Here is a 26,036-nt window from a genome sequence, read left to right on the forward strand (position 1 = left end):
TCTATTTAGTATCTTCAACATCCCTTACGGATACACCGCCTCACCATTTACATCAAACATCGGATAGATCTGCTCCATATCCACCGGTATAAAGTGTACCATATCCAACAGGAAACTTGATGCGTTACCATTGCCCAAGCCAACAAGCTTCAGGGTTTGTCGATCCGTCACGTCCACGTCCACAATGCCTAGCATCTTACAATTGTGCACATTGGAACTCGACGAGGCAGTCACTCGCTTATAACCAAGTGCTTCCAATTCCCTTGCAGCAAGCGTCGTATTTCTGTATTCTCCTTGATTGAGCTGTCTTGAAAGTTTGTTGTTATTGAAGTAAACATCCATAAGGTTACCCGAGCCATTCGAATTCTGTATCGTCCGGAAGCTCAACCATACCCTATATCGTCCTCGCACGATGACCGGTGTTTTGAACTCTATGGACGTCACCGTAGCGGTATTCGTGCGCAATTGAAAGGATAAATAATCGCCATTGACCGATCCTGCACTGCTACCACCGCCAATGGAATAGTCTACCCAGCCTGAGCCCTCCCATTTGATATCCTTAAAGAATCCATTATAGGTGCGTAGCCCAAGTCTTTTATAGACACCCGCCATCCGAATTTCCGGTTGATCTGCAGGATCCCAATATACCGGAAAGGGAAAGCGCTGCTTGATGTAAATATTATCTTTCAAATAGTGTAACACACCGTTTCTTGCCGTATTATCACTAATTCCTCGGTCTACTTCTGCCCCCAGCTCGATGTTTCCCAACCACTCCTCTTCATTGATTAATACACGCTCTCTGTCAACCTTAACGAGAATAATCTCGTTGTTTACTTTGGTCGTGTGCGACGACTGCAACATCAAATCAGAGACATACTTCAATTCAGGCACAATATGGTAGGCCATATGCATGTAGAGGCTATCCGTCGGGTTCTTTGGATCTGACGTGTTCTGGTAACGTTCTTTCAGATCATCCAAACTTTGGATGCCGCGCTGTGCGAACACCGTATTAGAAATGGCTAACACCGAATAGTACTGATCGGTCTGCACACTGTTCAACAGTACATCTAGTCCAGTAGCTTGAAGGGCTTCCGCAAAAAGGCTCAATTGCGCATTAGCAAGTACCTCTTCCATGACGGTGCGCGTAATAGGCGTAAACACCTTATCAACACCGTGTACCCAGCCGTTTCCTGTTCGTTGATTGGGCAGAATAATCACCGATTCTTTGTTTAGTAAAATCTCCGAATGCCCATCAACATTGCGCACGGATGTGGTGATGAACATACCGCCCACCGCATTCTTTGTGATCTTACCATCGCGAAAGTTGCTCGTCGAAATCGTGTCGGTCACGATATGCTGGTTCACCAATAACTTCACTTCTTCATCGCTTAAATCGGCAACCGTACTTTTCCCCAAAGAGCCCATATAGGTGCTCATCGCCGCGTTATTAGGCGCAAACACGGTATACGTTCCCCAGGCATCAAGGTAAGAAGCCGTACCGGCCTTCTTTATGGCTTCATAAAACAAGGTATAGTCGGTCGAGTTTTTTAAAAAAGTAGCAATGTTTGGGGTTTCATCGGTGGTTTCGGTGAATCCTTCCTTTACGCAGGCTCCTTGCATCAGTATGATGCAGAGGCCGAGTGTCCAATAGACAAACTGTTGAATATATCGTCTTTTCATAACCGTCAATTAATTGGTATAAAATGGATTTTGTATCAATGCCTTATTCATTTGCAGCTCCGTGAAATAGATAGGTAGATAATGGCTATTCGGATCTCTATATTTACCCAGCATGGACTGTTGCCTATCGACGGGGGCGTATTCGGTGACCATATTGGTAATAAAATCCAAGCGCGCATAATTGTCTCGGCGAGCAAATCGTAACACATCAAACCAACGCTTACCTTCATAGGCAAACTCCCGAGCTCTTTCTTCCAATAGAAACGTCGTAATAGATTCCGGATCAGAGGGACTAGGGTTAAGATCGTTAAACGACAAGGCATTGGCCCGCTCACGGATTTCATAAATCAAGTCCAAAGCCTCCTGTCCACGGCTCAATTCATTCAATGCTTCCGCTTTCATCAGCAATACATCGGCGTAGCGATAGACCATCCAGTGGGTATAGGACTCTTCCAAAGTTTTACGCAACTCCCTATTGATCCCTTGATACTTATAGATTTGCCCACTCGACGCGTCCAAGGATCCGCGATCGCCGCGAACATCAAAATTCTCGGGATTGGATTCGTCAATCATATAAAGGGATTCATAAACATTGTTTCCTACCAAATAGGTTGGATTTTGCCGAAACAACACGTGAAAGGGGTTCAATTGCTGCCGGTCGTATTGCAGCTCAAAAATACCTTCAACAGAATTTCCTTCCGCGAACAGCGTATTCAACCAAGTGGATGCCGCACCTGGCACCAATTGGAATTTTCCAGATTGGATAATGACATCACAAGCCGCCAAAGCCTTTTCGTAGTCATTTTGCCAGAGGTACACATCGGCCAGTAGGGCATTAACTGTATTCTTTGTGATCTTTCCTTTGTCCATAGCCACCGATCCACCGAATGTTTCTTTCACCATTCCGCCAGCGCGTGTGAGGTCGGCAACTACCGCTTCAAAAACCTGTGCTTGGGTAGATTTCGGAATCATCAAATTATCATCATCAGATTGGGTGAAGGTAAGCTTCAATGGCACGTCGCCCCAGATCCGAGCCAAATAAAAATTCATCCATGCACGAATGGTCAAGGCTTCGCCGATGTAAGCATCTAGATCTTCCTGCGAGAAGGTAGGATCCATCTCTTTCGCTTTTGGAGCGTTGTCAATCACATTATTGCAAAGGTTAATAATACGGTAGTATTCGCCCCAATTGGTTAGCGTATTAGCAGACATGAGATTGGCAAAGCGATACTCATCCAATACCTGTGTGGTGAAGGCAGAAAGCTCCACCATATTGGTGCGGATCTCTCCGTGCATAAATAAGGAACTAACCAAGTTACCGGAAGTTAACGAAATATAGAGCCCATTTACGGCCGATCGAACATGCTCCTTTGTTTGCCAAAAATCTTGCTCCACCAAGCCGTCTTGCGGTTTAAGATCGAGCCACTTCGTGCAGGAACTAGACAAGGAACCTAATGCAAGCAGGAAAATGCTAATATGTATATGAAGTTTTTTCATTGCTTTAGTTATGTATGGTTAAAATCGAGTAGATAGTCCGAAGGTGAAACGCATGGTGGGTGGTGTTCGGGAATTGTCCCAAGCCACACCAAATATTCCCGACTGCATATTGATCTCTGGATCTTGCCCGAGGTAGTTGGTCCAAGTGAAGAAGTTTTCGCCCGTTACGTACATGCGCAGGTCACTCATGCCTAGGCGATCGATCAAGGCCTTTCCGAAAGAATAGCTTACGGTTGCTGATCGAAAACGTATAAACGAGGCATCCTGCACATAACGATCGGATCCCAACCAGTTGTAACCCGCTCCCATCAATGCACGCGGCATATCGGTCACGTCGCCTTCTTTTCGCCAACGGCTCAACACGGCGGTAGATTGGTTGTCGTAATTTGTCATTTTTGTGGTATGCATCATCGCGCCGTTTACTACATCATATCCTACGCGGAAGTTGAAAAACAAGTTGATGCGCAGTCTATTTTTGATGTTGATCGAAGGGCCAAATCCTCCAGTAAATCGAGGGTTTGAATTTCCGAGATAAACAATATCGCGTTCGTCGATGCTTCCATCATTATTGATATCGGCATACTTCGCATCCCCTGCCTGAAATACGTAATCGGTGGAAGGATAGTTGAAGCGCATGTAAACAGGCTCGCCATCGGGACCAAAAATCTGGTTGCCATCCACGTCGCGCGCGATAGTCTCCTCCGTAGTTGCGTAAACGCCCAAAAATCGATATCCATAAAATGATCCTATCGGATTGTTCATTTGTAGGATACGCTTAAACTCACCGTTCACGGTACCACGTCCCGATTCGTTCACTAAAAATTCCGGAATTTCACGGATGACATTCATGTTACGGGCAATGTTGAATGCAAAATCAATCGTCAAGTCTTTCGTGCGGTAGGGCGTAGCGTTCAATCCTACCTCCCAACCTTGGTTATCCATGGTTCCGGAGTTCAGCCATATGCTGTTGTAACCGCTGATGTTTGGAACACCCAGATTTTCGAATAACATATCTACCGTGCGATTTCTGTAGACGTCCACATCTAGCCTCACTTTGCGATCCCAAACTTCAATGTTGAAGCCGACATTTTGCCCTTTGACGGTTTCCCATTTCAGATTTCTCAACTCCATGTTGGCCGGAAACACACCCGTTTCACCGAGGTAGGTTGTTTCGTTATTGATGATGTTGCTATAAAAAAGGTAGTCTGCGCGTGGGGCGCGACCCGATTGACCGTAGCTGGCCCGTAAACTCAGTTCATTGATGAAAGGGATATTCTCCATAAATCGCTCACCGGAAACGCGCCAACGGGTCGATACGGAAGGGAAATAGCCAAAACGATTGTTCGCGCCGAACTTGGAATTAGCATCCATCCGAAGCCCTGCATTGATAATGTATTTATCATTGAGCTTATATTGGGTGCTAAATAGACCTCCAATGGCACGCGATTCGCCTAGACCTGCACGTAGCGCCAGCTCATTGTTCTGTGTACGGCCGGGATTGGATGGATCCGTCAACAAGGTAGATGCCGTGTTGGATATCATCGACTCGTAATTCAACCCACGCGCATCATCCGTTTGCCAAGACAACAGCATCTGCAGATTATGCTTTTCGGTATTCACCGGGAAGTAAATCAAGTTAGACTTGGTCTGCAAACGAAAAGAATCATAATCGGATTCGCCGGCTCTGTTCACCACCGTCTCCGTGAAAGGACGCCCTGTTGCCAGTTGCGGCAAGAAGCTGTTTACCCGCGTGTTATTGATATCAAACATAACCTGAAAGTCAGAGATCAACTTATTGGGTATGATATCATATTTGAGGTTAAAAACGGGCGTGATACGTTCCCCACCATGCTTATTTGTTGCATATTCGGCCATCGCTGCCGGATTGTAGGTTCCAGGATAAGCACCTTGGATATTCCTTTCTGGCGAGAAGTAGACGGGCATAATATTGCCATAATTATCGTATTCATAGAGGCTCATGTTGGGCATCTTGATATAGGCCGTGCCGCGAATATTATCTTGGTTATCGTTGGAATTGACGTAATTCCTGTCCGTTACGGTATGTGTATAGGCGATGTCGGTACGAAAGCGTATACGATCGGAAATTTCGTAATCGAGATTCAATCGGGCCGAGATCCGCTGCAGGGCTGTACCCACGGTTACGCCACGTTGTCCTAGGTAAGCGACCGATGAGTAATAGCGCGCTTTTTCGCCTCCTCCTTGAATGGAAAAGGTGTGATCGTTAGACAGTCCGGTTTGCGTGATGGCGTCAATCCAATCGGTATTTTGGCTGTAGTTGTTGTAATAATACACATCTCCCGGATCGTATTGAAACTCCCTCGAGAGCAGCGTATTCAGCGGCGTTCCCGTACGATTCATATACATCTCAGGAATCAATTGTGAATATTGATTTCCGTTCAATAAAGGAATAGCGCTGGGCAAGTTGGACATCGATCCGCGGAAAGAGTAATTAATCGTCGGCTTAGACATGGTGCCACGCTTGGTCGTGATTAAAAGGACGCCATTTGATGCTCGTGATCCCCACACTGCCGTTGCTGCAGCATCTTTCAATACCGTAATCGTTTCGATATCTGCCGGTGCGATATTCAACAATTGGGCATAACCGTCTTCATCCGCTGTCCCGAAATTGAAATCGCCGGGAATACTGGTTTCATAGGGCATTCCATCCACAACAATCAGCGGTTCTGCATTCCCACTCAGGGAAGATGTACCGCGAATACGGATAGACATTCCCGATCCCGGGTCACCGGAATTGGCAGAAATATCAACACCGGGCAGGCGGCCCTGTAAAGCTTCATCAATGGAGCTAGATTGCAATTCTTGAAGTAACTTGGCGTTGATCGATGCTGTCGCTGTTGTCAAATCGCGTGCAGAAATATTGAGCAGCCCCGTGTTGGTTGGTGCTTGTTGTGCCGTAATTGATACTTCTTCGATCTGATTGTCGTTTGAAATCAAGGACACCTGCAGCTGTGTTTGCTTATTGATGGGCAAGGTTCGCGCGTGATAGCCGATATAGGATATATTCAGTCTATTGGTATTGCTTTTTAAGCTTATTGCATAATTCCCCTCCATATCCGTGGTCACGGCAGTCAAGGTTCTGTTATCCGCACCCCACTCCGCAACGGTCGCTCCCACAATGGGTTCCTTGCTTTTGGAATCCACAACCTTTCCACGTAAAACCGTCTGCGCCAGCGCGGGCTCTATCCCGAACCATAGACATAGCACGATCAAAGAAAAGATATATGTCGACTGCGATTTCATAAGTATATAATTCATTTTCTTTAGGTTCTTGGTTTAGTTTAGATATCCATTAAGTTCATGGAGAACGATACGGTTACTGATATAAAGGTTGGTATTGTTTACCGCGGATACTGTCTTGCCGGAAGCATCTGTAAAACGAAGGTTATTGACGGCATTCGCGATACCTACGATAACCGACTGATCGCTGGCATCCTTCAACAAACTAATTCCTGAAATAACGTCTTGGTTTCCATCTGGAGCGACATTGATATTAGTAAGGATATGATGCTGGAGAAAACGTTCAACTTTTGTTCTATCTACCAAATCTGTCGGAGCTGTGTTGCTCGGCAATACACCAGCGTCAACAGCCTGTTGAATAGCTGCATTGTTTGGCATCAGAATCGTATAGGATGAACCGGCAGCGATACCGTTAATCGTTAAATCAGCAGCTCTATATAAGGTCGAGTTGACGAGATAATCGCGGAAGCGGCTGGTTTGCGTATTAGCATTGGCCACACGGTTGACCGCCTGTCCGGCAGTTTCAGCAGAGAATTCCAAAAGGTTATCCACATAATAGATACGACCATTGTTTCCGAATTTGGCCGAACCGGTTATATGAACGGATTGCCCTAAAAATTCATTTCCTGCAGCATACATATTGCCATTTTGCCATTTGATAAATTCTCCCGGAATAATTTTGTCGCCGGTTTGTATGTAGCCACTGCTATTTTCAATATTCGCCAACTCATCGTTAGGCGTCTCGACAATGTGGGTGTAGAGTATCCGTTGAAGACGTGGTTCGGTAATCGCATGCCCGATAACATTATTGTTTCTATCGCGCCAGCTCCACTCGTTTATTCGCTCGTTATAAGCGTAGCCCAACTGTTGCAAAAGCCTATCGGAAAACAGAAATACCGTAAACTGTTGATTTGGGTTAGTGATGATACGCTTATATTCTTTGTTCAACAGCATCAACATCAACGAATAATCAGGATCTAGGATAATATGCTTGTAAACGGTGCTGAATAGGTTGGATTCCTGCACTTTGCTTGTTCCATAAAAGAAACCATTACTCAACATCTTTTTATCGACGATATCCTGCTGCACGAAAGTAGCGGGCTCTTCATGCACGTTAAACTTAAGCGAAAACTGGCTTGGCCAAACGGCATTACGCCACAACAACGTGTTGACAAAATCGGCTAGTACCGTCTTCGGAACATTATTTAAGGTCTTGTAGTGCTCCAACAGAATCGTGCGAACCCAAGGTATAAGGACGTCATTTTTTGGAATGAACAAGGTGAAAGCATCCTGCTGCCCGTCGTTGTCCTCCTCTTTTAGATAGTTTTCATTATTTAAAGAAAAGGTCAATAAGGGATCATAAACTTTTACATACACCTGCGCAACCTCTCCGGTACGATATTCGTAGGTTTTACTAGCCGCTGCATTTGGTGCATAGGTAACAAAGAACTGGTTTAAGATAGAATCCCTAAAGAAGCTATAATCATCATGCTCGGCCAAATAGCGATCTAAACTTGGTTGTGGCAATGTAACGGCATCCACTTCGTGTATCACGCCGTTCTCGGCGATGATGTCGGCCTTTAACACCTTTGCTCCCATAAAGTTAAAATCAGCCCAAGTAACATTGGGGTGAAAGAAACTATAGTCTGCCGCTGTCAGGTTGTTCATCGACGCATACTTCTGGTGGAAATAGGTGACGTATTTGTTGTTGTTATCACCATCGATGTAATAGGGCGTTCCAAATGTCACCGAAACATTATTGCGGTTTGAGGCGGTCACGATCAGCTCCTGCTCAACGCCATTGATGCGCACTTTTTGTTTTTGAAAGCCTTCATAGTAGGCTGTTCGGCGACGAAAGCCTAAGCCTTCAACCCAACCCAAATTACTTTGATAATCGGCAATATGATTGGTTTGAAAGGCGTTATACACGAGCGCATAGCGTACAATCTGCGCAGCGACTTCCTCGGGAACTTGCTCTACCGTACCATAACCTTCTTGCGTTAGAAAACGGTTGACGGCTTCATCATTTGGCGCAAATATGGTCCAATAGCCTGCCTGATCCAACGTTTCCTTATAGCTTGCTTTCTCGATTAATCGGCGAAACAAAGAAAACCTACCTTCTTCTTCCAATCGTGTATAGATCGGCGATTCCAAATTTTCCGGGCGGTTATAAAAATTATCAAATGCATCTTTTCTACAGCCTACGCATAAGACGATAAACAAAACCCAATAAAAGGTTACTTTGTAAACACGCATAAATTAGCTTTATAGGTTTATAATTATTTTATATTCACGTATATATTGGTCAGTCGCTTGCGCTAAAAACATATTCTATTGCCCAAAAGGACAAGATTAGTTGCTATTTTCTATAATAGAGGTAACACGCATTGTGTAAACCCTTATGGTTGAAGATAACGGAGAATATGTCGGTGCGCTAATGGTTCCTTTATAAAACCGGTGACTGCTACTTACTCTTCAAAATTTAACTTCTCTGGTCTAAATTGTATCGTTATAATTCAAATATATCAGCTGTTGCAGGGAGTCGCAACCTGTGGCATCCTGCCAATATCTTACAAAAGATAAGTGAACATGCTATAATTTAAGCAGTCATGGATTAGAGCTACAACAATGGCATCTGCTAAAAGCATTTATCTAATTGTTAAATACAGCATGTTTTTTTACTTCGAATTTGCGCCGTTACCATCCTGTTGCAACCTGCCTGTAGCTCTTCCTATATTTTTCAAATAAAAAAAGCGAGCTTTCTTCATCAGATTGCTCGCTTTTTGCTAGTTACCATCGGGTTTTAGCCGACTGTTTTTTAAACCGGGAGGCCAATGCCATGTGGTAAAATCATCCGGTAGGGATGGATCGTAACTTTCGAAATCGATAATGTGAGCTTGGAGATCAAGCCTGTCCTGTTTGATACCCTGTAAAACCATCTTAGCTATTTGATAGGCGCCATAGGTATTGAAATGCGTATTATCCTGCAAGGGTTCAGGCTGTTCGGAGAAGGTATTGGCTGCATAATGTACAAACGCACGCTTAGAGTTCTCTACGCCCAAGCGCTGGTAAAAGGCACGGGTCATCCTGTTCAAATCAATTAGCGGAACGTCTAGCTCCGCGGCGACTTGGCGTGCTGCCGCTGGATATTCGCCTAGGGTATATAACAAATTACCGTCCGCATCAAATGCTCGTCGCGCGGTGGAAGTAACGATAACAGGAATTCCCCCTTTTTTCCGAAACTCCTTTACGAATAGACGTAAACGCTCGGCGTAACCATGGAACGCTCCTGCTTTTTCGCCCTGCTCCTTTTGATCGTTATGACCAAATTCGATAAACAGGTAATCACCTGGTTGGCTGACGGATAATATCTTGGCCAATCTATTAGAAGATAAAAAGGAACTGAGCGCTAGCCCCGATTCGGCATGGTTGGCGATGGCAACCTGTTGATCGAAGAAACGAGGGATCATTTGCCCCCAAGATGCCCAAGGCTCATCTTCCTGATTGACGACTGTGGAATTACCGGCCAAAAATACAGTGGTGATAGTAGAAACTGCTTCGATCCGTATATAGTCAATACGTGTGGTACGTTGGAATTCTAAGGTCAGCTTATCATCCCAGTCCAACTTCGCCGCCTCGCGTGGCTTTTTCAGTTTCACAGACTCCCCATTATGGATTAAGGGGCTCTTGATATGAACGATAAAGCTGGTCGCTATTTTCTTTCCCGCAGGAACGATCTGATCCTCCACATGCAAGCGCCGCGACTCCGACCGTATCGTGCTGTGATAAGCGGTGTCCTTATCACCATGGTAACCCACGGTGACCCGATAATTGCCTTCGGGCACATTGACCGAGAAGTAAAACGGTTTGTTGCTAGCAAGCGACGCTTGCTTACTCCCCTTTTCAATCCGTATATCGTTTTCGGTTCCAAATTCGAAACCATAACCGATGGAAGAAGAGAAGGCTTGAGGCTTCGTTATAAGGACATCATCCTTCGCATACTTCTTACCAAAGGAAAAATTACGGATAAGTTGTTGAGCGAATAGTGCTTGCCCTATAGGAAACATCAAGAGAAAAAACAGAAAGCATGTCCGGTAGCGGTAGTGGGAAGTAAATCTCCCTGCACAAATGCTTACGATATTGCAGAACAATGGATACATAATTGGAAAAAATTGAAAATAGAGAAAATGTAGCAAGGTGGCAACCTGCTCTTTCCTGCTGAATCACATGAACAAAAAGCGTTGATTTTCGTAGGGTTTATGTACGGTAAAGAACAATGAATTTACTAACTTTGTGAAAAATTATCGAATACAATGGCAACAAACAGAACTTTTACCATGATCAAGCCAGATGCTGTAGCAAATGGCCATATCGGAGCAATCTTGAATGATATTATCGCAGGCGGTTTCAAGATCGTAGCAATGAAATACATCCAGCTGACAGCTGAATCGGCAGGTAATTTCTACGCGGTACACAAGGAAAGACCTTTCTATGCTGACTTGGTATCATTTATGACTTCTGGACCTATCGTGGCAGCGATTTTAGAAAAAGATAATGCGGTAGAAGACTTCCGTACGTTGATTGGAGCTACTGATCCTAAGAAAGCAGAAGAAGGAACAATTCGCAACAAATATGCAGAATCTATTGAGGCTAATGCCGTACACGGGTCTGACTCGGACGAAAATGCAGAAATCGAAGGTAACTTCTACTTCTCTCAATTCGAGCGTTTCTAGCATCTAGCAAATAGCCTGAACAATAAAGGTCGGAAGAAATTCCGACCTTTATTGTTCAGGAAAACAGACGCACTATCCCCGCTACTCTTAGAATCCTCGTTTTCCAAGGTATTCATTTTCTTTCTTCGTCATCAGCTCCTTGTCTTCCTTTTTCTTATCGTGGAAACCACAAAGGTGAAGCACACCATGGATAATAACACGATGTAATTCGTCGCGTTCAGAAACGGCAAACTTTGCGGCGTTCTCTGTGGTTCTTTCAACCGATATAAAAATGTCTCCAGCGATAACATCCTCCTGCTCGGAGGAATCGAAGGTCACAATATCGGTGTAGGTGTCATGATCCAAATATTCCTTATTTATTTCCAGCAGATAAGCGTCAGAGCATAAAATAAAATTGAGTTCGCCAATTCGTTTGAAGCCCTCTGCCTTGATCGTTTCGCCGATCCATTGGCGAAGTTTCTGCTTATCTTTTAATGGGTACGCAATGTCTTCGTTGAAGAACAAAATATCTTTCAATGCCATCAGTTAAAATTTAGTTTCCATAAAAGTCTGTAGGATAATGGTTGCTGATACGGTATCCAGCAGTCCCTTTTCCTGACGCTTGCTTTTCTTTTTGCCGCTTTGCGCAATAACGCCTGCTGCCATTTTAGAGGTAAAGCGCTCATCGACTTCGACCACTTGTATACCCGGAAATGTCTTGCGAAGTTTGCGGACAAAACCAGTCACATGCTGCGCCGATTCTGAAGCCGACCCATCCATTTGTAGGGGTTTGCCTACCACAAAAGTCTCCACCTGCTCGGTAGCGAGATATGCGGATAGAAAATCCCAAATCTTTTCCGGGTGCACCGTTGTCAATGCCGTTGCAATAATCTGCAACGGGTCTGTCACGGCAATACCGATCCTTTTGGTACCATAATCAAATGCCATTATGCGCATAGCAGGAGTTCTTTTGGTACAAAAATACGATTCCGAATGCAGCATGCGGCTACGGGAAGCAAATAAAAAATCTATATATTTGATAGATTAAAAAAAAGCAATGAAATATACCCTTTATTTGGTTTTACTTTTGCTGGGCACGAAACTGAGCTTCGGACAAAGTTACCAGCAACACATTGAGGATTTTAGAAAGCAACAACTAACGAGCTTGTCTCAACAAGCTAAAGGCCCTATTGCCCAGCATAACCTCCAATTTTTGGCGTACTACCAGCCCGATGAATCATTCAAAGTACAGGCTACGGTGGAGAATCTCTACAATGAACCTAGCTTCCGTATGCCCACATCAGATGGCACAAGCAAGGAGTTCAAGCGCTTCGCATGGGTACATTTTACATTAAAAGGCCAACAATTCAGCTTGCCTATTTACGAAAATGTCAGCCTGTTTCAGTCAAATGTACAGTCATCCTATCTATTTTTTCCTATATTAGATAAAACGACCGGCGAAGCGACGTATGAAAGTGGGCGCTATATCGATGTAAAGAAGCAAGATATCGTTGACGGCAAATTGACCATTGATTTTAACAAGGCGTATAATCCGTACTGCGCTTACAGTTCGGGATACCGATGTCCACAGCCCCCAAAAGAGAATTACCTAGCAATCGCTATCGAAGCCGGCGAAAAAAAATACACAGGACCCAAAAATCAACGCGAACAGGACAGTAGCATGGCGAAGAATTTCACAGATAAAGAAAAGAAGCTGATAACGGCGGGCAAAGCCAACGAAAAGATGTATGTTTTACAGACGACAGTGAAACGTGATTCCCTTATTTTGCGTACACAGTCTGATGATATCAAACATGACGACCCCAGCTTACCGCTCCTGATGTCAAGGATGTTGGCCACCGTGCACGATCCGTCCCATCCGGGAGTAGGCATTGCCGCACCACAAGTCGGTGTAAACAAAAACCTAATATGGGTGCAACGCTTTGACAAGACGGCGCAGCCTTTCGAAGTGTATATCAATCCTAAAATAATCTGGCGGTCAAAGCTTTTACGTAAGGGCGCTGAAGGATGCTTATCCATTCCCGATCGTAAAGAAGACGTCATCCGGAATTATAGCATCAAATTGCAATATGTGGACAGGAAAAGTGGAAAAACCGTTGAAGAACTCGTCGAGGGATTCTCCGCAGTGATTTTCCAACATGAGGTAGATCATCTCTATGGAATCCTCTACCCTGATCGGTTAGAAGAGCAGCAAACAAAAGAAAATGTTCTACTCAATGAGCATATTCAATTTTATTCGGAGAAAGGAAGTATTGTTCCATAGTCATAAAACAGAAAAAGAGCCGCTTGGCTCTTTTTCTGTTTTAACGCGCTACGACATTTATCTCGTACAGTTTATCCCATTGTTTTCCGGTCACCAATAGCCTTTTGTTAACGCTATCGTAGGCAATACCGTTTAACTCTTTGTCGGTTTGTGATGCATGACTGTGTAAACCCATCAGATTAAGTTGTCCCTCAATAGCTCCACTGTTCGGATCAATAATGACAATGATATCTTTCCCATAGACATTTGCATAAACCTTACCATCGATAAATTCCAATTCATTTAAGGAATCCTGCGGTCCTTCGCTCCCATATACAGCAACCATCCCTATCTCTTGAAAGCTTGTTGGATCTATAAAATATAGCTTGTTCGACCCATCTGATTTGATAAGGCGAGTTCCATCGTAGCAAAGCCCCCAACCTTCCTTACTATTCTGATAGGAAAAAGAAGAAACTTGCTCGAAAGAAGTCTTATTCAAAACGAAGCCTTCATTGTTCAACCAAGTGAGCATAATAATGTTGCTGCCGACAATGGTCATGCCTTCCCCAAAATAGTCTTGTCCGTTGGCGCTCTTTCCTACGAATTCCTTTTTTTGCAATACTTCGCCTGTCTTCAGGTTCACGCGGCGAATCGATGATATCAGCTGGTTTCCCGCACCTGTTGATTCATACAATACACCATTATTATACTCCAATCCTTGGGTAAACGCCTCGGTATCGTGCGGATACTCGTTAATTTTCTCAAAGGTATATTGCCGTGGAGACTCTGGCACAATAGTAACGTTGCTGTAAGCAACATCTTCCTTGCCAGCTTTGTAGACCTTTGCCACTAAATTTCGAGCCCCTAGACCGATGGATTCAGTGTCCAAGGTTACCATGGAAGTATCTTGTTTGCGGTCAATTACCTCTCCGTCTATTGCGTATACAACAGAATCAATCGTGGTATCCGGGAAATGCATGCGTACGGCAACCTTTTGCCCAAGCACAATAGTTTCTCCAGATTTCGGAGACAAAAATTCGAATTTACCCTGCTGGGATTTACACCCCGCGAACAACAAGGTGCCTATTGCGATTACACTTGCAAGCTGATTTATTTTCATGTTTTATCTAATTACTCCAAAAAGCATCTTTAATTACTTCAATATGGTTCTTTTGCCCTAAATATACGGAAACGATGTCAAAACGAATCTCTCCTTCATGTTCCGAAACATACAGATAGGCATCTGCTGCTCGGATTAATAATTGCTGTTTTCTATGGTCTACGAAGGTATCTGGCTCACCAAATAGCGTAGATGTTCGTGCTTTGACTTCCACGAAAACCAGGGTATCGCCATCCTTCGCTATAATATCGATTTCACAATACTTATCCCGCCAGTTGGTCGTAACAATAACGTATCCTTGACTCTTCAGGAAATCGGCGGCCATTGCTTCGCCCCTTTTACCGTCTTCTAAGTGTTTCGCCATATCCTATTTCACTATAATGTTGCCTAGAAATGTGCCCAACAGTTTTTCTGCTTCCTTCAGCTTTTGGTATTTGGAGAGCAAGATTTCCATATCTTCCGGCGTCGGTCCGGCTTTAAGCTCCTCCCGGATCTTGAACATCTCGCGTTCTACTTTGCGCTTCTTAATCCGGTAGACCGCTTGAATCGTCAATTCTTTCAGATGCTCGCGCTCTAGACTGACATATATCTTCCGTTTGTCGTCGTTCCAGTTGGGGCTCAGTTCATAAGGAGTAGAAACACAGGTAATGGCCAAATCTTGCACGTCCTTATCCTCATGCGAGAAGAAAAACTTGGCTTCAGGAATTTCGAAATCCTCTGCCTTTTTTTTGAAGACATCGACGATAAATGCGCTAGGTTTATCTTCAAAGCTGATATCATCAAGAGCATTCAGTAATAGTGGTGCCACGGGCACGTCACCATCACCCTCCCAAGTAGCAAGCTCAGCACCATAGTTCAGCAATATGCGCACAATCTCACGCTCCTGTAAAATCTCCGCCGTAATCACCTGCGGGCTCTCTACCGGAGGGAGGCCAATCTCCGATCGCTCCTGTTCTGTTAAGAAGAAATCTGCCGGCGGCATATCAAAAGGAGGCATATCCCCAGACGGAGCTTGCTTTGGCTGCGCCTGTTCCTTCCGCTCCTGCGTTTTCGCTTTCTGCAAGCGCATCTTATTGAGCTCGGTCAATAATACACGCTCTTCAATCTCCAATAAACGGGAACATTGCTGGAGGAATACGGAAACTTTAATTTCATCAGGTATAAGCGCGATACTCTGTACCACCTCGCGAATGACCTCTGCTCGCTTAATGGGGTCGCCTCCCGTATCCTTTAACAGGATATTGGTTTTGTAAAAGATAAAATCTTCTTGGTGCTTATCGATATACTCCTTGAAAGCCGAGGAACCGAAGGTTTGCACATACGAATCGGGGTCATTCCCATCAGGAAAAAGAAGCACCTTCACATTCAGTCCTTCTTCCAAAAGCATATCTGTTCCGCGCAACGATGCTTTAATCCCCGCCGCATCGCCATCATATAGAATAACGACATTTTTCGTAAAGCGGGCGATCAGTTTAATCTGTCCTGTCGTTAGGGAGGTCCCTGAGGAGGAGACTACATTTTCGACGCCTGCTTGATGCATAGATATGACATCGGCATATCCTTCCACCAAATAACAGGTATCGTTATCCATAATGGCTTTCTTCGCGAAATTTAAGCCGTATAGCACATCCGACTTATGGTATATTTCGCTTTCCGGCGAATTCACATACTTCGGCACGGATTTCTCCGTCTTCAAGGTTCGCCCACCGAAGCCTATAATACGCCCCGTAAGGTTGTGGATAGGAAAGATTACCCGCCCGCGAAAACGATCGTAAACACTGCCATCATCTCGCTCTATGGATAGGCCGATCTCCTTGAGATAGTCCTTGTGAAATCCTGCGGCCACAGCGGCATCTGAAAGAACAGTCCATTGGTCCGGCGAATAGCCCAAATCAAACTTTTTGATGATCTCTTCCCGATATCCACGCTCCTTAAAGTAGGATAGCCCGATAGATTGTCCTACTTCTGTAGTCCATAGTTGCTCTTTGAAATACTTTCCAGCCCAACCGCTCAAGACATACAAGCTTTCACGCTTATCTTGTGCTGCCAATTGTGCTGGCGAACGTTGTACCTCCTCAATTGGGATACTGTATTTGTCTGCTAGGTACCGAATAGCCTCTGGATAGGAGTACTTCTCGAGTTCCATCACAAACTTGAGTGAATCCCCCCCCACACCACAGCCAAAGCATTTATAAATCCCTTTGGCAACGGACACATGGAAAGAGGGCGTCTTTTCATTGTGAAACGGGCAATTACCAATCAGAGAGGTACCACGCTTCTTTAAGTCCACAAAATCACCAACGACCTCCTCAATGCGCGCCGTATCCAATACCTTCTCTATCGTCTCTTTTGTAATCATGAGCTACTACTTAACCCTCTCCGAAATACTATTGTATGAAATCACCTATTAAATTAAAAGCAAGTTACACAGATCGTCAGTAAAATGCAACACTGTATTAGCTTAACTCAAGTAGCTATTAGGAGGGATAATGGTATAAGGGGCGATAGAAATTTCGCTTTCCAACACGCTATTTGCACCTATTTCCACTCCTTCGCCAATCAATACATTCGCCCCGATGTGCACATTGGCTCCAATATTCACAAAATCTTCGATGATGCTATTACTATGTATAACAGCCCCAGCATCGATCAGTACCTGTCGTCCCACTTGTACGTCTGGCATCAACACCGCTTTCGCAAAAACCACCGTACCCGATTCTATTTCAGCATGTGCTGATACCGTAGCATCCGGATGAACCAATACGGGAAAATCGCGTGCACCTAAGTCTTGGAATGTTCGTTGACGTAGCCCTGCATTTCGAATCGCTAACACATATGCCGATGTAGGATCGTACTGATGGTTGAGTTCTACCGTATAATCCAATACGGTATCCAACAGCAGCGATTTATCAATACAGCCTTTTATATCTATTCCCAACCGTTCGATCAGATCAATTGTCATCTTCGCCTGTGCCGTTGCACCGTAAACATATATAGCCATAGCAACAAAGGTAGCAAACAAACCGAATTCCGCACAGCAGACACACTGCGAACAACATCTTAAAAAGGTAAAAATTCAAAAAAAACTAGAGGCGCCTTTAGGTTCCCGAAGGACTTGTCAACAAAGCGCAAGCCTTCTTTAGCCTACCGTACTCCAGCTTCGGAAAACAACACAATAAAGTCCAAGATCAACGAGCTTTCCTCCAACCTCGGTAAGGCAACGATGGCTATCAAAATAATTTCCTTATCCATCAATATCTGGTCAACAGTCATCAACGTCTCCTTACCAAACATCAGTGTTCCATTCTACAACATCAGTAAAGCTTTGTAGAACATCAATCTTGATGCCTTAAAGATCAATGTTACATTGTTGAACATCAACGTCGATCCGCCGCAGATCAACCAACGAATGCTACGTAGCATTCGTTAGCCGACAATGCAATTAACTATAACAACACCCACCTTCCCCAAACAAAAGGTTGTCACAAACATTTTGTAAGATTGCTAAGAGATGCTGAAGAACGCCAACGGCGCACAGTCGTCTGTTTTCCCGACATTGAAGCACGTCTTTGTCCGTTTGATGCACAAATGAATAACTGATGTCTATGAAGGTGCAATAAAGACATCCGTCAAACAAAACCTGATGCTACGCAAGCAGATTCTGTTGTTCTCCGATACGGAAAAAACACCTGCGGAAGAGAACCGAACATCTTACAACAGGAAGAAAACAGGTGAAGAAGAGTTTCTGAAGCCCATCAAAGGAAAGTATTCACTTGCCGATAAGCGAATGCTACGTAGCATTCGCAGCTTGGGGAATGCCAAAAAGTGTATCGCAGACTCCCTGAAGGCCGTTTTGTTAATTGGAAGTAGTGCGTATTGGGTAATACTTAATGCGTGTTTCCAGCTGGTTAGAAAACAGAAGAGGTTGTCCAAAAAGCAACTACCTTTCGTCATTGCGAGAAGGAGGAACGACTGCGAAGCAATCTTAGAAAATAAAATGCAGATTGGTTTCCTACGGAGCTGCCTCCCTCGTTCGTCATACTTCCTCTCAATGACGCATGTTTTGATCAATTATCTTTTTGGACAGGAGCCTCGTTTAAAGTTATCCGTCAGTAGCCGGACTACTCTCCCATCCGCCAGCTGGCGGACAATATCTCGGTAGTGCGTAATGCGTATTGAGTAATGCGAACTAGATGGCGTGTAAAACACAAAAACAAAAGGCCCCTCCAGTTTCCTGAAGGGGCCTCGTTTAAAATTATCCGTCAGTAGCCGGACTACACTCCCATCCGCCAGCTGGCGGACAATATCTTGGTAGTGCGTAATGCGTATAGGGTAATGCGAAATTAGATGGCGTGTAAAACACAAAAGCCCCTCCAGTTTCCTGAAGGGGCCTCGTTTAAAATTAGGCGCCGACCTACTCTCCCACCTGTTACGGCAATACCATCGGCTCTGGCGGGCTTGACTTCTCTGTTCGGAATGGGAAGAGGTAGACACCGCCGATATAGGCACCTGAATATCTTTGCAAAGTAAAAAGTCAAAATTCAAAAGTAAAAAACCTTACAGCATTTTTTAATTTTTATCTTTTAATTTTTAATTGCATAATGACATGCATTGAAAGAAAGAAAAAGAAGGAAGACAACAACGTTCTACCGGCGTGGAAAGCTTCGGGCTATTAGTATCACTCGGCTTTGGTCTCTCAACCTTTACACCTATGACCTATCAACGTTGTCATCTACAACGACCCTATGAGGAAGTCTCATCTCGTGGCTAGTTTCGCACTTAGATGCTTTCAGCGCTTATCTATTCCGGACGTAGCTACCCTGCCGTACACCTGGCGGCATAACAGGTTCACCAGCGGTCCGTCCAACCCGGTCCTCTCGTACTAAGGTCAGATCCACTCAAACTTCCAGCGCCCACAACAGATAGGGACCGAACTGTCTCGCGACGTTCTGAACCCAGCTCGCGTGCCACTTTAATGGGCGAACAGCCCAACCCTTGGGACCTTCTCCAGCCCCAGGATGTGACGAGCCGACATCGAGGTGCCAAACCTCCCCGTCGATATGAGCTCTTGGGGGAGATCAGCCTGTTATCCCCAGCGTACCTTTTATCCTTTGAGCGATGGCCCTTCCATACAGAACCACCGGATCACTATGTCCGTCTTTCGACCCTGGTCGACTTGTTGGTCTCACAGTCAAGCAAGCTTATGCCATTGCACTCCACGTACGGTTACCAAGCGTACTGAGCTTACCTTTGAAAGCCTCCGTTACCTTTTTGGAGGCGACCACCCCAGTCAAACTACCCACCAAACAATGTCCTCGACATGATCGAGTTAGAAACCGAATACAGAAAGGGCGGTATTTCAAGGTTGATTCCACGGATCCTAGCGAACCCGCTTCAACATCTCCCGCCTATCCTACACATCCTGTACCCAATTTCAATGTTAAGCTATAGTGAAGGTGCATGGGGTCTTTCCGTCCCGTTGCGGGTAACCGGCGTCTTCACCGATACCACAATTTCACCGAGCTCATGGCTGAGACAGCGCCCAGATCGTTACACCATTCGTGCAGGTCGGAACTTACCCGACAAGGAATTTCGCTACCTTAGGACCGTTATAGTTACGGCCGCCGTTTACTGGGGCTTCGATTCAATGCTTCTCTTGCGATGACATCCCCTCTTAACCTTCCAGCACCGGGCAGGTGTCAGGCCTTATACTTCATCTTTCGATTTCGCAAAGCCATATGTTTTTGCTAAACAGTCGCCTGGGCCTTTTCACTGCGGCTGCTCTTGCGAGACAGCGCCCCTTCTCCCGAAGTTACAGGGCCATTTTGCCGAGTTCCTTAGCCATGATTCACTCGAGCACCTTAGGATTCTCTCCTCGACCACCTGTGTCGGTTTACGGTACGGGTTTTTATAACCTGAAGCTTAGCGGGTTTTCTTGGAAGTCTGATTACCTGCACTATCCACGCTCCCGAAGGTTTGCGGTACTATCATGTTTCAGCACAGTCTGCGGATTTGCCTACAGTCTGTATACCTACGCACTTTAACGAACTATTCCGTCAGTTCGCGGCAGTGTCACTACTCCGTCACCACATCGCAGTTATAAAAAGTACGGGAATATTAACCCGTTGTCCATCGGCTTGCTCCCTTCGGATGCGCCTTAGGCCCCGACTAACCCTGATCCGATTAGCGTTGATCAGGAAACCTTAGTCTTTCGGTGGGCGGGTTTCTCACCCGCCTTATCGTTACTTATGCCTACATTTGCTTTTCTATAAAGTCCACCATCAGTCACCTGACGGATTCACCCCTCATAGAATGCTCCCCTACCAGATGTAGCTTGTGCTACAAATCCATAGCTTCGGTAATACACTTGATGCCCGTTTATTATCCACGCCCGGCCGCTCGACTAGTGAGCTGTTACGCACTCTTTAAATGAATGGCTGCTTCCAAGCCAACATCCTAGCTGTCTGGGCAACCGGACCTCGTTAGTTCAACTTAGCGTATATTTGGGGACCTTAGCTGATGGTCTGGGTTCTTTCCCTCTCGGCCTTGGACCTTAGCACCCAAAGCCTCACTGCCGGCCATATCTATGTAGCATTCGGAGTTCGTCTGGATTTGGTAGGATTTGACTCCCCCGCACCCAATCGGTAGCTCTACCTCTACTAGACTCTATGCCGACGCTGTTCCTAAAAACATTTCGGGGAGTACGAGCTATTTCCCAGTTTGATTGGCCTTTCACCCCTACCCTCAGGTCATCCGGAAACTTTTCAACGTTTATCGGTTCGGTCCTCCATTACGTGTTACCGCAACTTCAACCTGCCCAAGGGTAGATCACAAGGTTTCGCGTCTACCTCACCTGACTATGCGCCCTATTCAGACTCGCTTTCGCTTCGGCTGCGTCCCTGAAGGACTTAACCTTGCCAGATAAGAGTAACTCGTAGGCTCATTATGCAAAAGGCACGCCGTCACAGAATAAATCCGCTCCGACCGCTTGTAAGCACACGGTTTCAGGTTCTTTTCACTCCCCTGTTCGGGGTTCTTTTCATCTTTCCCTCACGGTACTGGTCCACTATCGGTCTCTCAGGAGTATTTAGCCTTGCCAGATGGTGCTGGCCGATTCCCACAGGATTTCTCCGGTCCCGCGGTACTCAGGATACCACTAGCGTCGTTCCGCTTACGTGTACGGGGCTATCACCCATATTGCCCGGCTTCCCATCCGGTTCCACTTCGCTCGACGAATCACATCTCGTGGTCCTACAACCCCGCTATTGCCGTAACAATAGCGGTTTGGGCTCTTTCCCGTTCGCTCGCCACTACTTGGGAAATCATTATTATTTTCTCCTCCTACGCTTACTTAGATGTTTCAGTTCGGCGCGTTCGCGTATTATACAACATACCTTCAGTATGTTAGGTTGCCCCATTCGGAAATCCACGGATCAAGTCACATTTGCTGATCCCCGTGGCTTATCGCAGCTTATCACGTCCTTCATCGCCTCTGAGAGCCTAGACATCCCCCGTGTGCCCTTTGTTACTTTCTTCGCTCATATACCCCTTTTGCTAGGTATATGGCTGCCTTTGTTCTACAAATCAAACAACTCGTGCTTGACTTTCAAACCATTGTTGTCTTCTCTTGTGTTTTCTTTCTTTCAATATGTCAAAGAACGGATTCGAAGTAAAAATTAAAAAGTAAAAATTAAAAAAACTGTACAGCTTTTGACTTTTAAATTTTGACTTTTTACTTTGAAATGTGGAGAATAACGGATTCGAACCGTTGACCCCCTGCGTGCAAGGCAGGTGCTCTAGCCAGCTGAGCTAATTCCCCTTTTTTGTAGTGGGTAATGGGTAGTGCGTAGTGCGATTTCAATGTCGCCATAAAAATTCGCGGTACGCAATACGCTATACGCATTACTTTCCGTAGTCCCGAGCAGATTTGAACTGCTGACCCCTACATTATCAGTGTAGTGCTCTAACCAACTGAGCTACGGGACTAGCTTATCTTTCTCATCTTCTCTCGGTATCCACGTCCTCTCGGGGTGGGCACTTTCTTCTTTTCTTAGATGTTAGTAGGTAGATATTAGTACTTAGACAGGGTCTATATACTACATACTATCTACTAAATACTTTTTAACGATCATGATGTGGCGCAACGAGTGTCAATTAGGACACTCTAGAAAGGAGGTATTCCAGCCGCACCTTCCGGTACGGCTACCTTGTTACGACTTAGCCCCAATTATCGGTTTTGCCCTAACACGCTCCTTGCGGTTACATGCTTTAGGCACCCCCAACTTTCATGGCTTGACGGGCGGTGTGTACAAGGCCCGGGAACGTATTCACCGCGTCATTGCTGATACGCGATTACTAGCGAATCCAACTTCACGGGGTCGAGTTGCAGACCCCGATCCGAACTGTGAATGGCTTTTAGAGATTGGCATCACATTGCTGTGTAGCTGCCCGTTGTACCATCCATTGTAGCACGTGTGTAGCCCCGGACGTAAGGGCCATGATGACTTGACGTCGTCCCCGCCTTCCTCACCGTTTGCACGGGCAGTCTGTTTAGAGTCCCCACCTTAAATGCTGGCAACTAAACATAGGGGTTGCGCTCGTTGCGGGACTTAACCCAACACCTCACGGCACGAGCTGACGACAGCCATGCAGCACCTAGTTTCCTGTCCCGAAGGACTGATCTATCTCTAGATCATTCAGTAACTTTCAAGCCCGGGTAAGGTTCCTCGCGTATCATCGAATTAAACCACATGCTCCTCCGCTTGTGCGGGCCCCCGTCAATTCCTTTGAGTTTCACCCTTGCGGGCGTACTCCCCAGGTGGATGACTTAACGCTTTCGCTTGGACGCTAACGGTATATCGCTAACATCGAGTCATCATCGTTTAGGGCGTGGACTACCAGGGTATCTAATCCTGTTCGATCCCCACGCTTTCGTGCATCAGCGTCAATCACCGCTTAGATAGCTGCCTTCGCAATCGGAGTTCTGAGACATATCTATGCATTTCACCGCTACTTGTCTCATTCCGCCATCTTCAACGGCATTCAAGTTCTTCAGTATCAAGAGCACTGCGACAGTTGAGCTGCCGTCTTTCACTCCTGACTTAAAAAACCGCCTACGCACCCTTTAAACCCAATAAATCCGGATAACGCTCGGATCCTCCGTATTACCGCGGCTGCTGGCACGGAGTTAGCCGATCCTTATTCTTCGAGTACGTTCAGCTATCTACACGTAGATAGGTTTATTCCTCGACAAAAGCAGTTTACAACCCATAGGGCAGTCGTCCTGCACGCGGCATGGCTGGTTCAGGCTTCCGCCCATTGACCAATATTCCTTACTGCTGCCTCCCGTAGGAGTCTGGTCCGTGTCTCAGTACCAGTGTGGGGGATTCTCCTCTCAGAGCCCCTAGACATCGTCGCCTTGGTGAGCCGTTACCTCACCAACTAGCTAATGTCACGCGAGCCCATCCATATCCTATAAATATTTAACAGCTTCTCCATGCGAAGGTGCTGTCTCATGCGGTCTTAATCCGGATTTCTCCGGGCTATCCCCCTGATATGGGTAGGTTGCTCACGCGTTACGCACCCGTGCGCCACTCTCACTATCTTCGAGCAAGCTCTCCGATAGATCCCGTCCGACTTGCATGTATTAGGCCTGCCGCTAGCGTTCATCCTGAGCCAGGATCAAACTCTCCATTGTAATAATGAATTGTTCGATACCAAGCTATTTACTAATAAATAACCGGAATCGTTTTTGTTGTATCTTACGATCCGTAATTGACAGGTTGATTTTTTGTTATTGTATAACTTTCATCTTCCGACTACTCGTTACGCTACATGATCATCTTTCTTAAAGAACTTTTCTCGCCGCCGCGTCGCGCTTTGGCTTTTTATATATCGTGGCATCGCTGCACGAACTATCTTGTTTGTTTCCCTCCTTCTCGTTGGGACTGCAAAGGTAGAAGAATTTTTCGGTTTCGCAAAATAAAGTTGAACTTTTTTTTCGACGCTCTTTCAGGCTTTCTAACCGTGGAAACGCCCTTCGTTAAAGGCTTTTTCCATCTTCTGTTTTTCGCTTTTCAATCGTCCCTCCCTTGCGGAGTGGTGCAAAGATAGAAACTTTGGCATATATCTTGCAAATTATTCCAGCTTATTTCTTTCGGACAGCACACAAGATGCTGGAATACTGCGCAATATTTTTGAAGAAAAGCGATAACTAAAGCTTAAACCCTGCCTTTATATGCGAACATGTCCGATTTTCCTTCTCAAACTATTTCGATCTTACATTGGGCAACAAGCCCGTCACGATACCAATCAATGGAAGATAAGCGCATACTTGGAATACATAGGCGATACTTGTTTTGTCGGCAAGATACCCTAATGATGCCGATCCGATCCCACCCATTCCGAAGGCAAAACCAAAAAACAAGCCAGCAATAGTTCCCACCTTACCGGGAACCAAGTCCGTTGCATAAACCAATATTGCAGAAAATGCGGAGGAAATGATCAAACCAATAAGCATGGCAAGCCCCACCGTAGCTATCAAACCTACATGAGGCAGTAAGAGCGTAAACGGCGCAGCACCAAGGATAGAAATCCAAATAATCAACTTTCGACCGTAACGATCACCCAAAGGGCCTCCCAATATAGTACCTACCGCAACTGCCGCAAGAAATGCGAACAAACAAATCTGCGACTGCTGAACACCTAAATCAAATTTATCGATCAAATAAAAGGTGAAGTAACTACTCATGGATGCCATGTAGAAATATTTCGAAAAAATAAGGATCAACAAGATGACAATAGAGAAAATTACCCTACCCTTTGTTAGCCCGGGAGCATAAACAGAAGAGGCGGGCGGAGCGGGACGGCGTTTCCGTTCGGCCAAGTTTTCTTTGTACCATCGACCGACAATGGTTAAGACAACGATGCCCAAAACGGCAAAGAAGGCAAACCATCGAATATTAACCTGACCATAGGGTATAACGATCAAGGCCGCCAAAAGTGGACCGATAGCACTTCCTGCATTCCCTCCGACCTGAAAGATAGACTGTGCCAGCCCCTTACGTCCGCCAGAAGCTAATTGCGCTACACGGGATGCCTCTGGATGAAAAATCGACGAGCCTACGCCTATCAACGCAACGGAAGCCAAAATAAAGATGAAATTGCTGGCAACAGATAAAAGGAGCAATCCCAACAAGGTGAATCCCATCCCGATGGCCAGCGACTGCGGATTAGGTCTTCTATCTGTGTAATTCCCAACAAATGGTTGTAGAATGGAAGCTGACAGCTGAAAAACAAGCGTGATCAACCCAATCTGTGTAAAGCTGAGATTAAAATTCTCCTTTAACATCGGATATACCGAGGGAATAACTGATTGCATGAGGTCATTCAATAAATGACCGAAGCTAATAGCAAATAAAATACTGTAAACAGTATTTCTTATAATCGGCTCTGCCGATGGATGTAGTGCTTTCATAATAATGGA

Annotated in this window: 16 protein-coding genes, 2 tRNA genes and 3 rRNA genes; 3 read left to right on the forward strand and 18 right to left on the reverse strand. The window is 45.4% G+C overall.

What is annotated here, in order from left to right; all coding sequences use genetic code 11:
• Window positions 1-24: 24 nt before the first annotated feature.
• From SCB77_RS08875 to SCB77_RS08895, 5 genes are all read right to left on the reverse strand, one after another.
• On the reverse strand, window positions 25-1,680 hold the full coding sequence (locus SCB77_RS08875; protein WP_320186075.1) for a fasciclin domain-containing protein: 1,656 nt from the start codon (window positions 1,678-1,680) through the stop codon (window positions 25-27).
• A gap of 9 nt (window positions 1,681-1,689) precedes the next feature.
• Window positions 1,690-3,177: a RagB/SusD family nutrient uptake outer membrane protein gene (locus SCB77_RS08880; protein ID WP_320186076.1), complete on the reverse strand. Its 1,488-nt coding sequence runs from the start codon at window positions 3,175-3,177 to the stop codon at window positions 1,690-1,692.
• Between the two features lie 18 nt (window positions 3,178-3,195).
• Window positions 3,196-6,474 carry a SusC/RagA family TonB-linked outer membrane protein gene (locus SCB77_RS08885; RefSeq protein WP_320186077.1) on the reverse strand — a complete coding sequence of 1,093 codons (3,279 nt, stop codon included), beginning with the start codon at window positions 6,472-6,474 and terminating at the stop codon, window positions 3,196-3,198.
• Between the two features lie 18 nt (window positions 6,475-6,492).
• Entirely contained in the window at window positions 6,493-8,712 is a 2,220-nt protein-coding gene (locus tag SCB77_RS08890; protein ID WP_320186078.1) for a fasciclin domain-containing protein, read from the reverse strand.
• 530 nt (window positions 8,713-9,242) lie between these two features.
• A complete protein-coding gene (locus tag SCB77_RS08895; RefSeq protein ID WP_320186079.1) occupies window positions 9,243-10,523 on the reverse strand; it encodes a rhamnogalacturonan acetylesterase in 1,281 nt (426 codons plus the stop codon).
• Between the two features lie 246 nt (window positions 10,524-10,769).
• On the opposite strand from SCB77_RS08895, the gene SCB77_RS08900 reads away from it, so the two are divergent.
• Window positions 10,770-11,189 carry a nucleoside-diphosphate kinase gene (locus SCB77_RS08900; RefSeq protein WP_320186080.1) on the forward strand — a complete coding sequence of 140 codons (420 nt, stop codon included), beginning with the start codon at window positions 10,770-10,772 and terminating at the stop codon, window positions 11,187-11,189.
• A gap of 87 nt (window positions 11,190-11,276) precedes the next feature.
• Here the strand turns inward: SCB77_RS08900 and ybeY are convergent, their stop codons facing one another.
• On the reverse strand, window positions 11,277-11,711 hold the full coding sequence (gene ybeY / locus SCB77_RS08905) for an rRNA maturation RNase YbeY (RefSeq protein ID WP_320186081.1): 435 nt from the start codon (window positions 11,709-11,711) through the stop codon (window positions 11,277-11,279).
• Between the two features lie 3 nt (window positions 11,712-11,714).
• A complete protein-coding gene (ruvX, locus tag SCB77_RS08910; protein ID WP_320186082.1) occupies window positions 11,715-12,125 on the reverse strand; it encodes a Holliday junction resolvase RuvX in 411 nt (136 codons plus the stop codon).
• Between the two features lie 100 nt (window positions 12,126-12,225).
• On the opposite strand from ruvX, the gene def reads away from it, so the two are divergent.
• On the forward strand, window positions 12,226-13,452 hold the full coding sequence (gene def / locus SCB77_RS08915) for a peptide deformylase (RefSeq protein ID WP_320186083.1): 1,227 nt from the start codon (window positions 12,226-12,228) through the stop codon (window positions 13,450-13,452).
• A gap of 40 nt (window positions 13,453-13,492) precedes the next feature.
• Here def and SCB77_RS08920 read toward each other — a convergent pair whose 3' ends face one another.
• From SCB77_RS08920 to SCB77_RS08940, 5 genes are all read right to left on the reverse strand, one after another.
• Window positions 13,493-14,551, reverse strand: a complete 1,059-nt coding sequence (locus tag SCB77_RS08920) for a glutaminyl-peptide cyclotransferase (protein ID WP_320186084.1) — start codon at window positions 14,549-14,551, stop codon at window positions 13,493-13,495.
• Window positions 14,552-14,558: 7 nt separating this feature from the next.
• Entirely contained in the window at window positions 14,559-14,915 is a 357-nt protein-coding gene (locus SCB77_RS08925) for a YraN family protein (RefSeq protein ID WP_320186085.1), read from the reverse strand.
• A 3-nt stretch (window positions 14,916-14,918) separates the two neighbouring features.
• A complete protein-coding gene (gene dnaG / locus SCB77_RS08930; RefSeq protein WP_320186086.1) occupies window positions 14,919-16,910 on the reverse strand; it encodes a DNA primase in 1,992 nt (663 codons plus the stop codon).
• Between the two features lie 102 nt (window positions 16,911-17,012).
• Window positions 17,013-17,552 carry an LbetaH domain-containing protein gene (locus tag SCB77_RS08935; protein ID WP_320186087.1) on the reverse strand — a complete coding sequence of 180 codons (540 nt, stop codon included), beginning with the start codon at window positions 17,550-17,552 and terminating at the stop codon, window positions 17,013-17,015.
• 143 nt (window positions 17,553-17,695) lie between these two features.
• Window positions 17,696-17,845, reverse strand: a complete 150-nt coding sequence (locus SCB77_RS08940) for a hypothetical protein (RefSeq protein WP_320186088.1) — start codon at window positions 17,843-17,845, stop codon at window positions 17,696-17,698.
• Between the two features lie 349 nt (window positions 17,846-18,194).
• On the opposite strand from SCB77_RS08940, the gene SCB77_RS08945 reads away from it, so the two are divergent.
• Window positions 18,195-18,713 (forward strand): hypothetical protein, encoded by a 519-nt coding sequence (locus SCB77_RS08945; protein ID WP_320186089.1) that lies wholly within the window; start codon window positions 18,195-18,197, stop codon window positions 18,711-18,713.
• Window positions 18,714-18,952: 239 nt separating this feature from the next.
• Here the strand turns inward: SCB77_RS08945 and rrf are convergent.
• From rrf to SCB77_RS08975, 6 genes are all read right to left on the reverse strand, one after another.
• Window positions 18,953-19,064, reverse strand: a 5S ribosomal RNA gene (gene rrf / locus SCB77_RS08950).
• 139 nt (window positions 19,065-19,203) lie between these two features.
• A 23S ribosomal RNA gene (locus SCB77_RS08955) occupies window positions 19,204-22,087 on the reverse strand.
• Between the two features lie 209 nt (window positions 22,088-22,296).
• Window positions 22,297-22,370: transfer RNA gene (locus SCB77_RS08960), tRNA-Ala, on the reverse strand.
• A gap of 93 nt (window positions 22,371-22,463) precedes the next feature.
• A tRNA-Ile gene (locus SCB77_RS08965) sits at window positions 22,464-22,537 on the reverse strand.
• A 182-nt stretch (window positions 22,538-22,719) separates the two neighbouring features.
• Window positions 22,720-24,248: ribosomal RNA gene (locus SCB77_RS08970) — 16S ribosomal RNA — on the reverse strand.
• Together the 16S, 23S and 5S rRNA genes with 2 tRNA genes alongside form the textbook arrangement of a ribosomal RNA operon.
• 570 nt (window positions 24,249-24,818) lie before the next feature.
• Window positions 24,819-26,027 (reverse strand): MFS transporter, encoded by a 1,209-nt coding sequence (locus SCB77_RS08975; protein WP_320186090.1) that lies wholly within the window; start codon window positions 26,025-26,027, stop codon window positions 24,819-24,821.
• Window positions 26,028-26,036 lie beyond the last annotated feature (9 nt).

This window comes from Sphingobacterium bambusae, from assembly GCF_033955345.1.
Classification (GTDB): Bacteria; Bacteroidota; Bacteroidia; order Sphingobacteriales; family Sphingobacteriaceae; genus Sphingobacterium; species Sphingobacterium bambusae.

Coding starts and splice junctions, on each gene's coding strand:
- SCB77_RS08875 (WP_320186075.1), bottom strand. CDS start 1,680: ATGAAAAGACGATATATTCAACAGTTTGTCTATTGGACACTCGGCCTC.
- SCB77_RS08880 (WP_320186076.1), bottom strand. CDS start 3,177: ATGAAAAAACTTCATATACATATTAGCATTTTCCTGCTTGCATTAGGT.
- SCB77_RS08885 (WP_320186077.1), bottom strand. CDS start 6,474: ATGAATTATATACTTATGAAATCGCAGTCGACATATATCTTTTCTTTG.
- SCB77_RS08890 (WP_320186078.1), bottom strand. CDS start 8,712: ATGCGTGTTTACAAAGTAACCTTTTATTGGGTTTTGTTTATCGTCTTA.
- SCB77_RS08895 (WP_320186079.1), bottom strand. CDS start 10,523: ATGTTTCCTATAGGGCAAGCACTATTCGCTCAACAACTTATCCGTAAT.
- SCB77_RS08900 (WP_320186080.1), top strand. CDS start 10,770: ATGGCAACAAACAGAACTTTTACCATGATCAAGCCAGATGCTGTAGCA.
- ybeY (WP_320186081.1), bottom strand. CDS start 11,711: ATGGCATTGAAAGATATTTTGTTCTTCAACGAAGACATTGCGTACCCA.
- ruvX (WP_320186082.1), bottom strand. CDS start 12,125: ATGCGCATAATGGCATTTGATTATGGTACCAAAAGGATCGGTATTGCC.
- def (WP_320186083.1), top strand. CDS start 12,226: ATGAAATATACCCTTTATTTGGTTTTACTTTTGCTGGGCACGAAACTG.
- SCB77_RS08920 (WP_320186084.1), bottom strand. CDS start 14,551: ATGAAAATAAATCAGCTTGCAAGTGTAATCGCAATAGGCACCTTGTTG.
- SCB77_RS08925 (WP_320186085.1), bottom strand. CDS start 14,915: ATGGCGAAACACTTAGAAGACGGTAAAAGGGGCGAAGCAATGGCCGCC.
- dnaG (WP_320186086.1), bottom strand. CDS start 16,910: ATGATTACAAAAGAGACGATAGAGAAGGTATTGGATACGGCGCGCATT.
- SCB77_RS08935 (WP_320186087.1), bottom strand. CDS start 17,552: ATGGCTATATATGTTTACGGTGCAACGGCACAGGCGAAGATGACAATT.
- SCB77_RS08940 (WP_320186088.1), bottom strand. CDS start 17,845: ATGTTTGGTAAGGAGACGTTGATGACTGTTGACCAGATATTGATGGAT.
- SCB77_RS08945 (WP_320186089.1), top strand. CDS start 18,195: ATGCTACGCAAGCAGATTCTGTTGTTCTCCGATACGGAAAAAACACCT.
- SCB77_RS08975 (WP_320186090.1), bottom strand. CDS start 26,027: ATGAAAGCACTACATCCATCGGCAGAGCCGATTATAAGAAATACTGTT.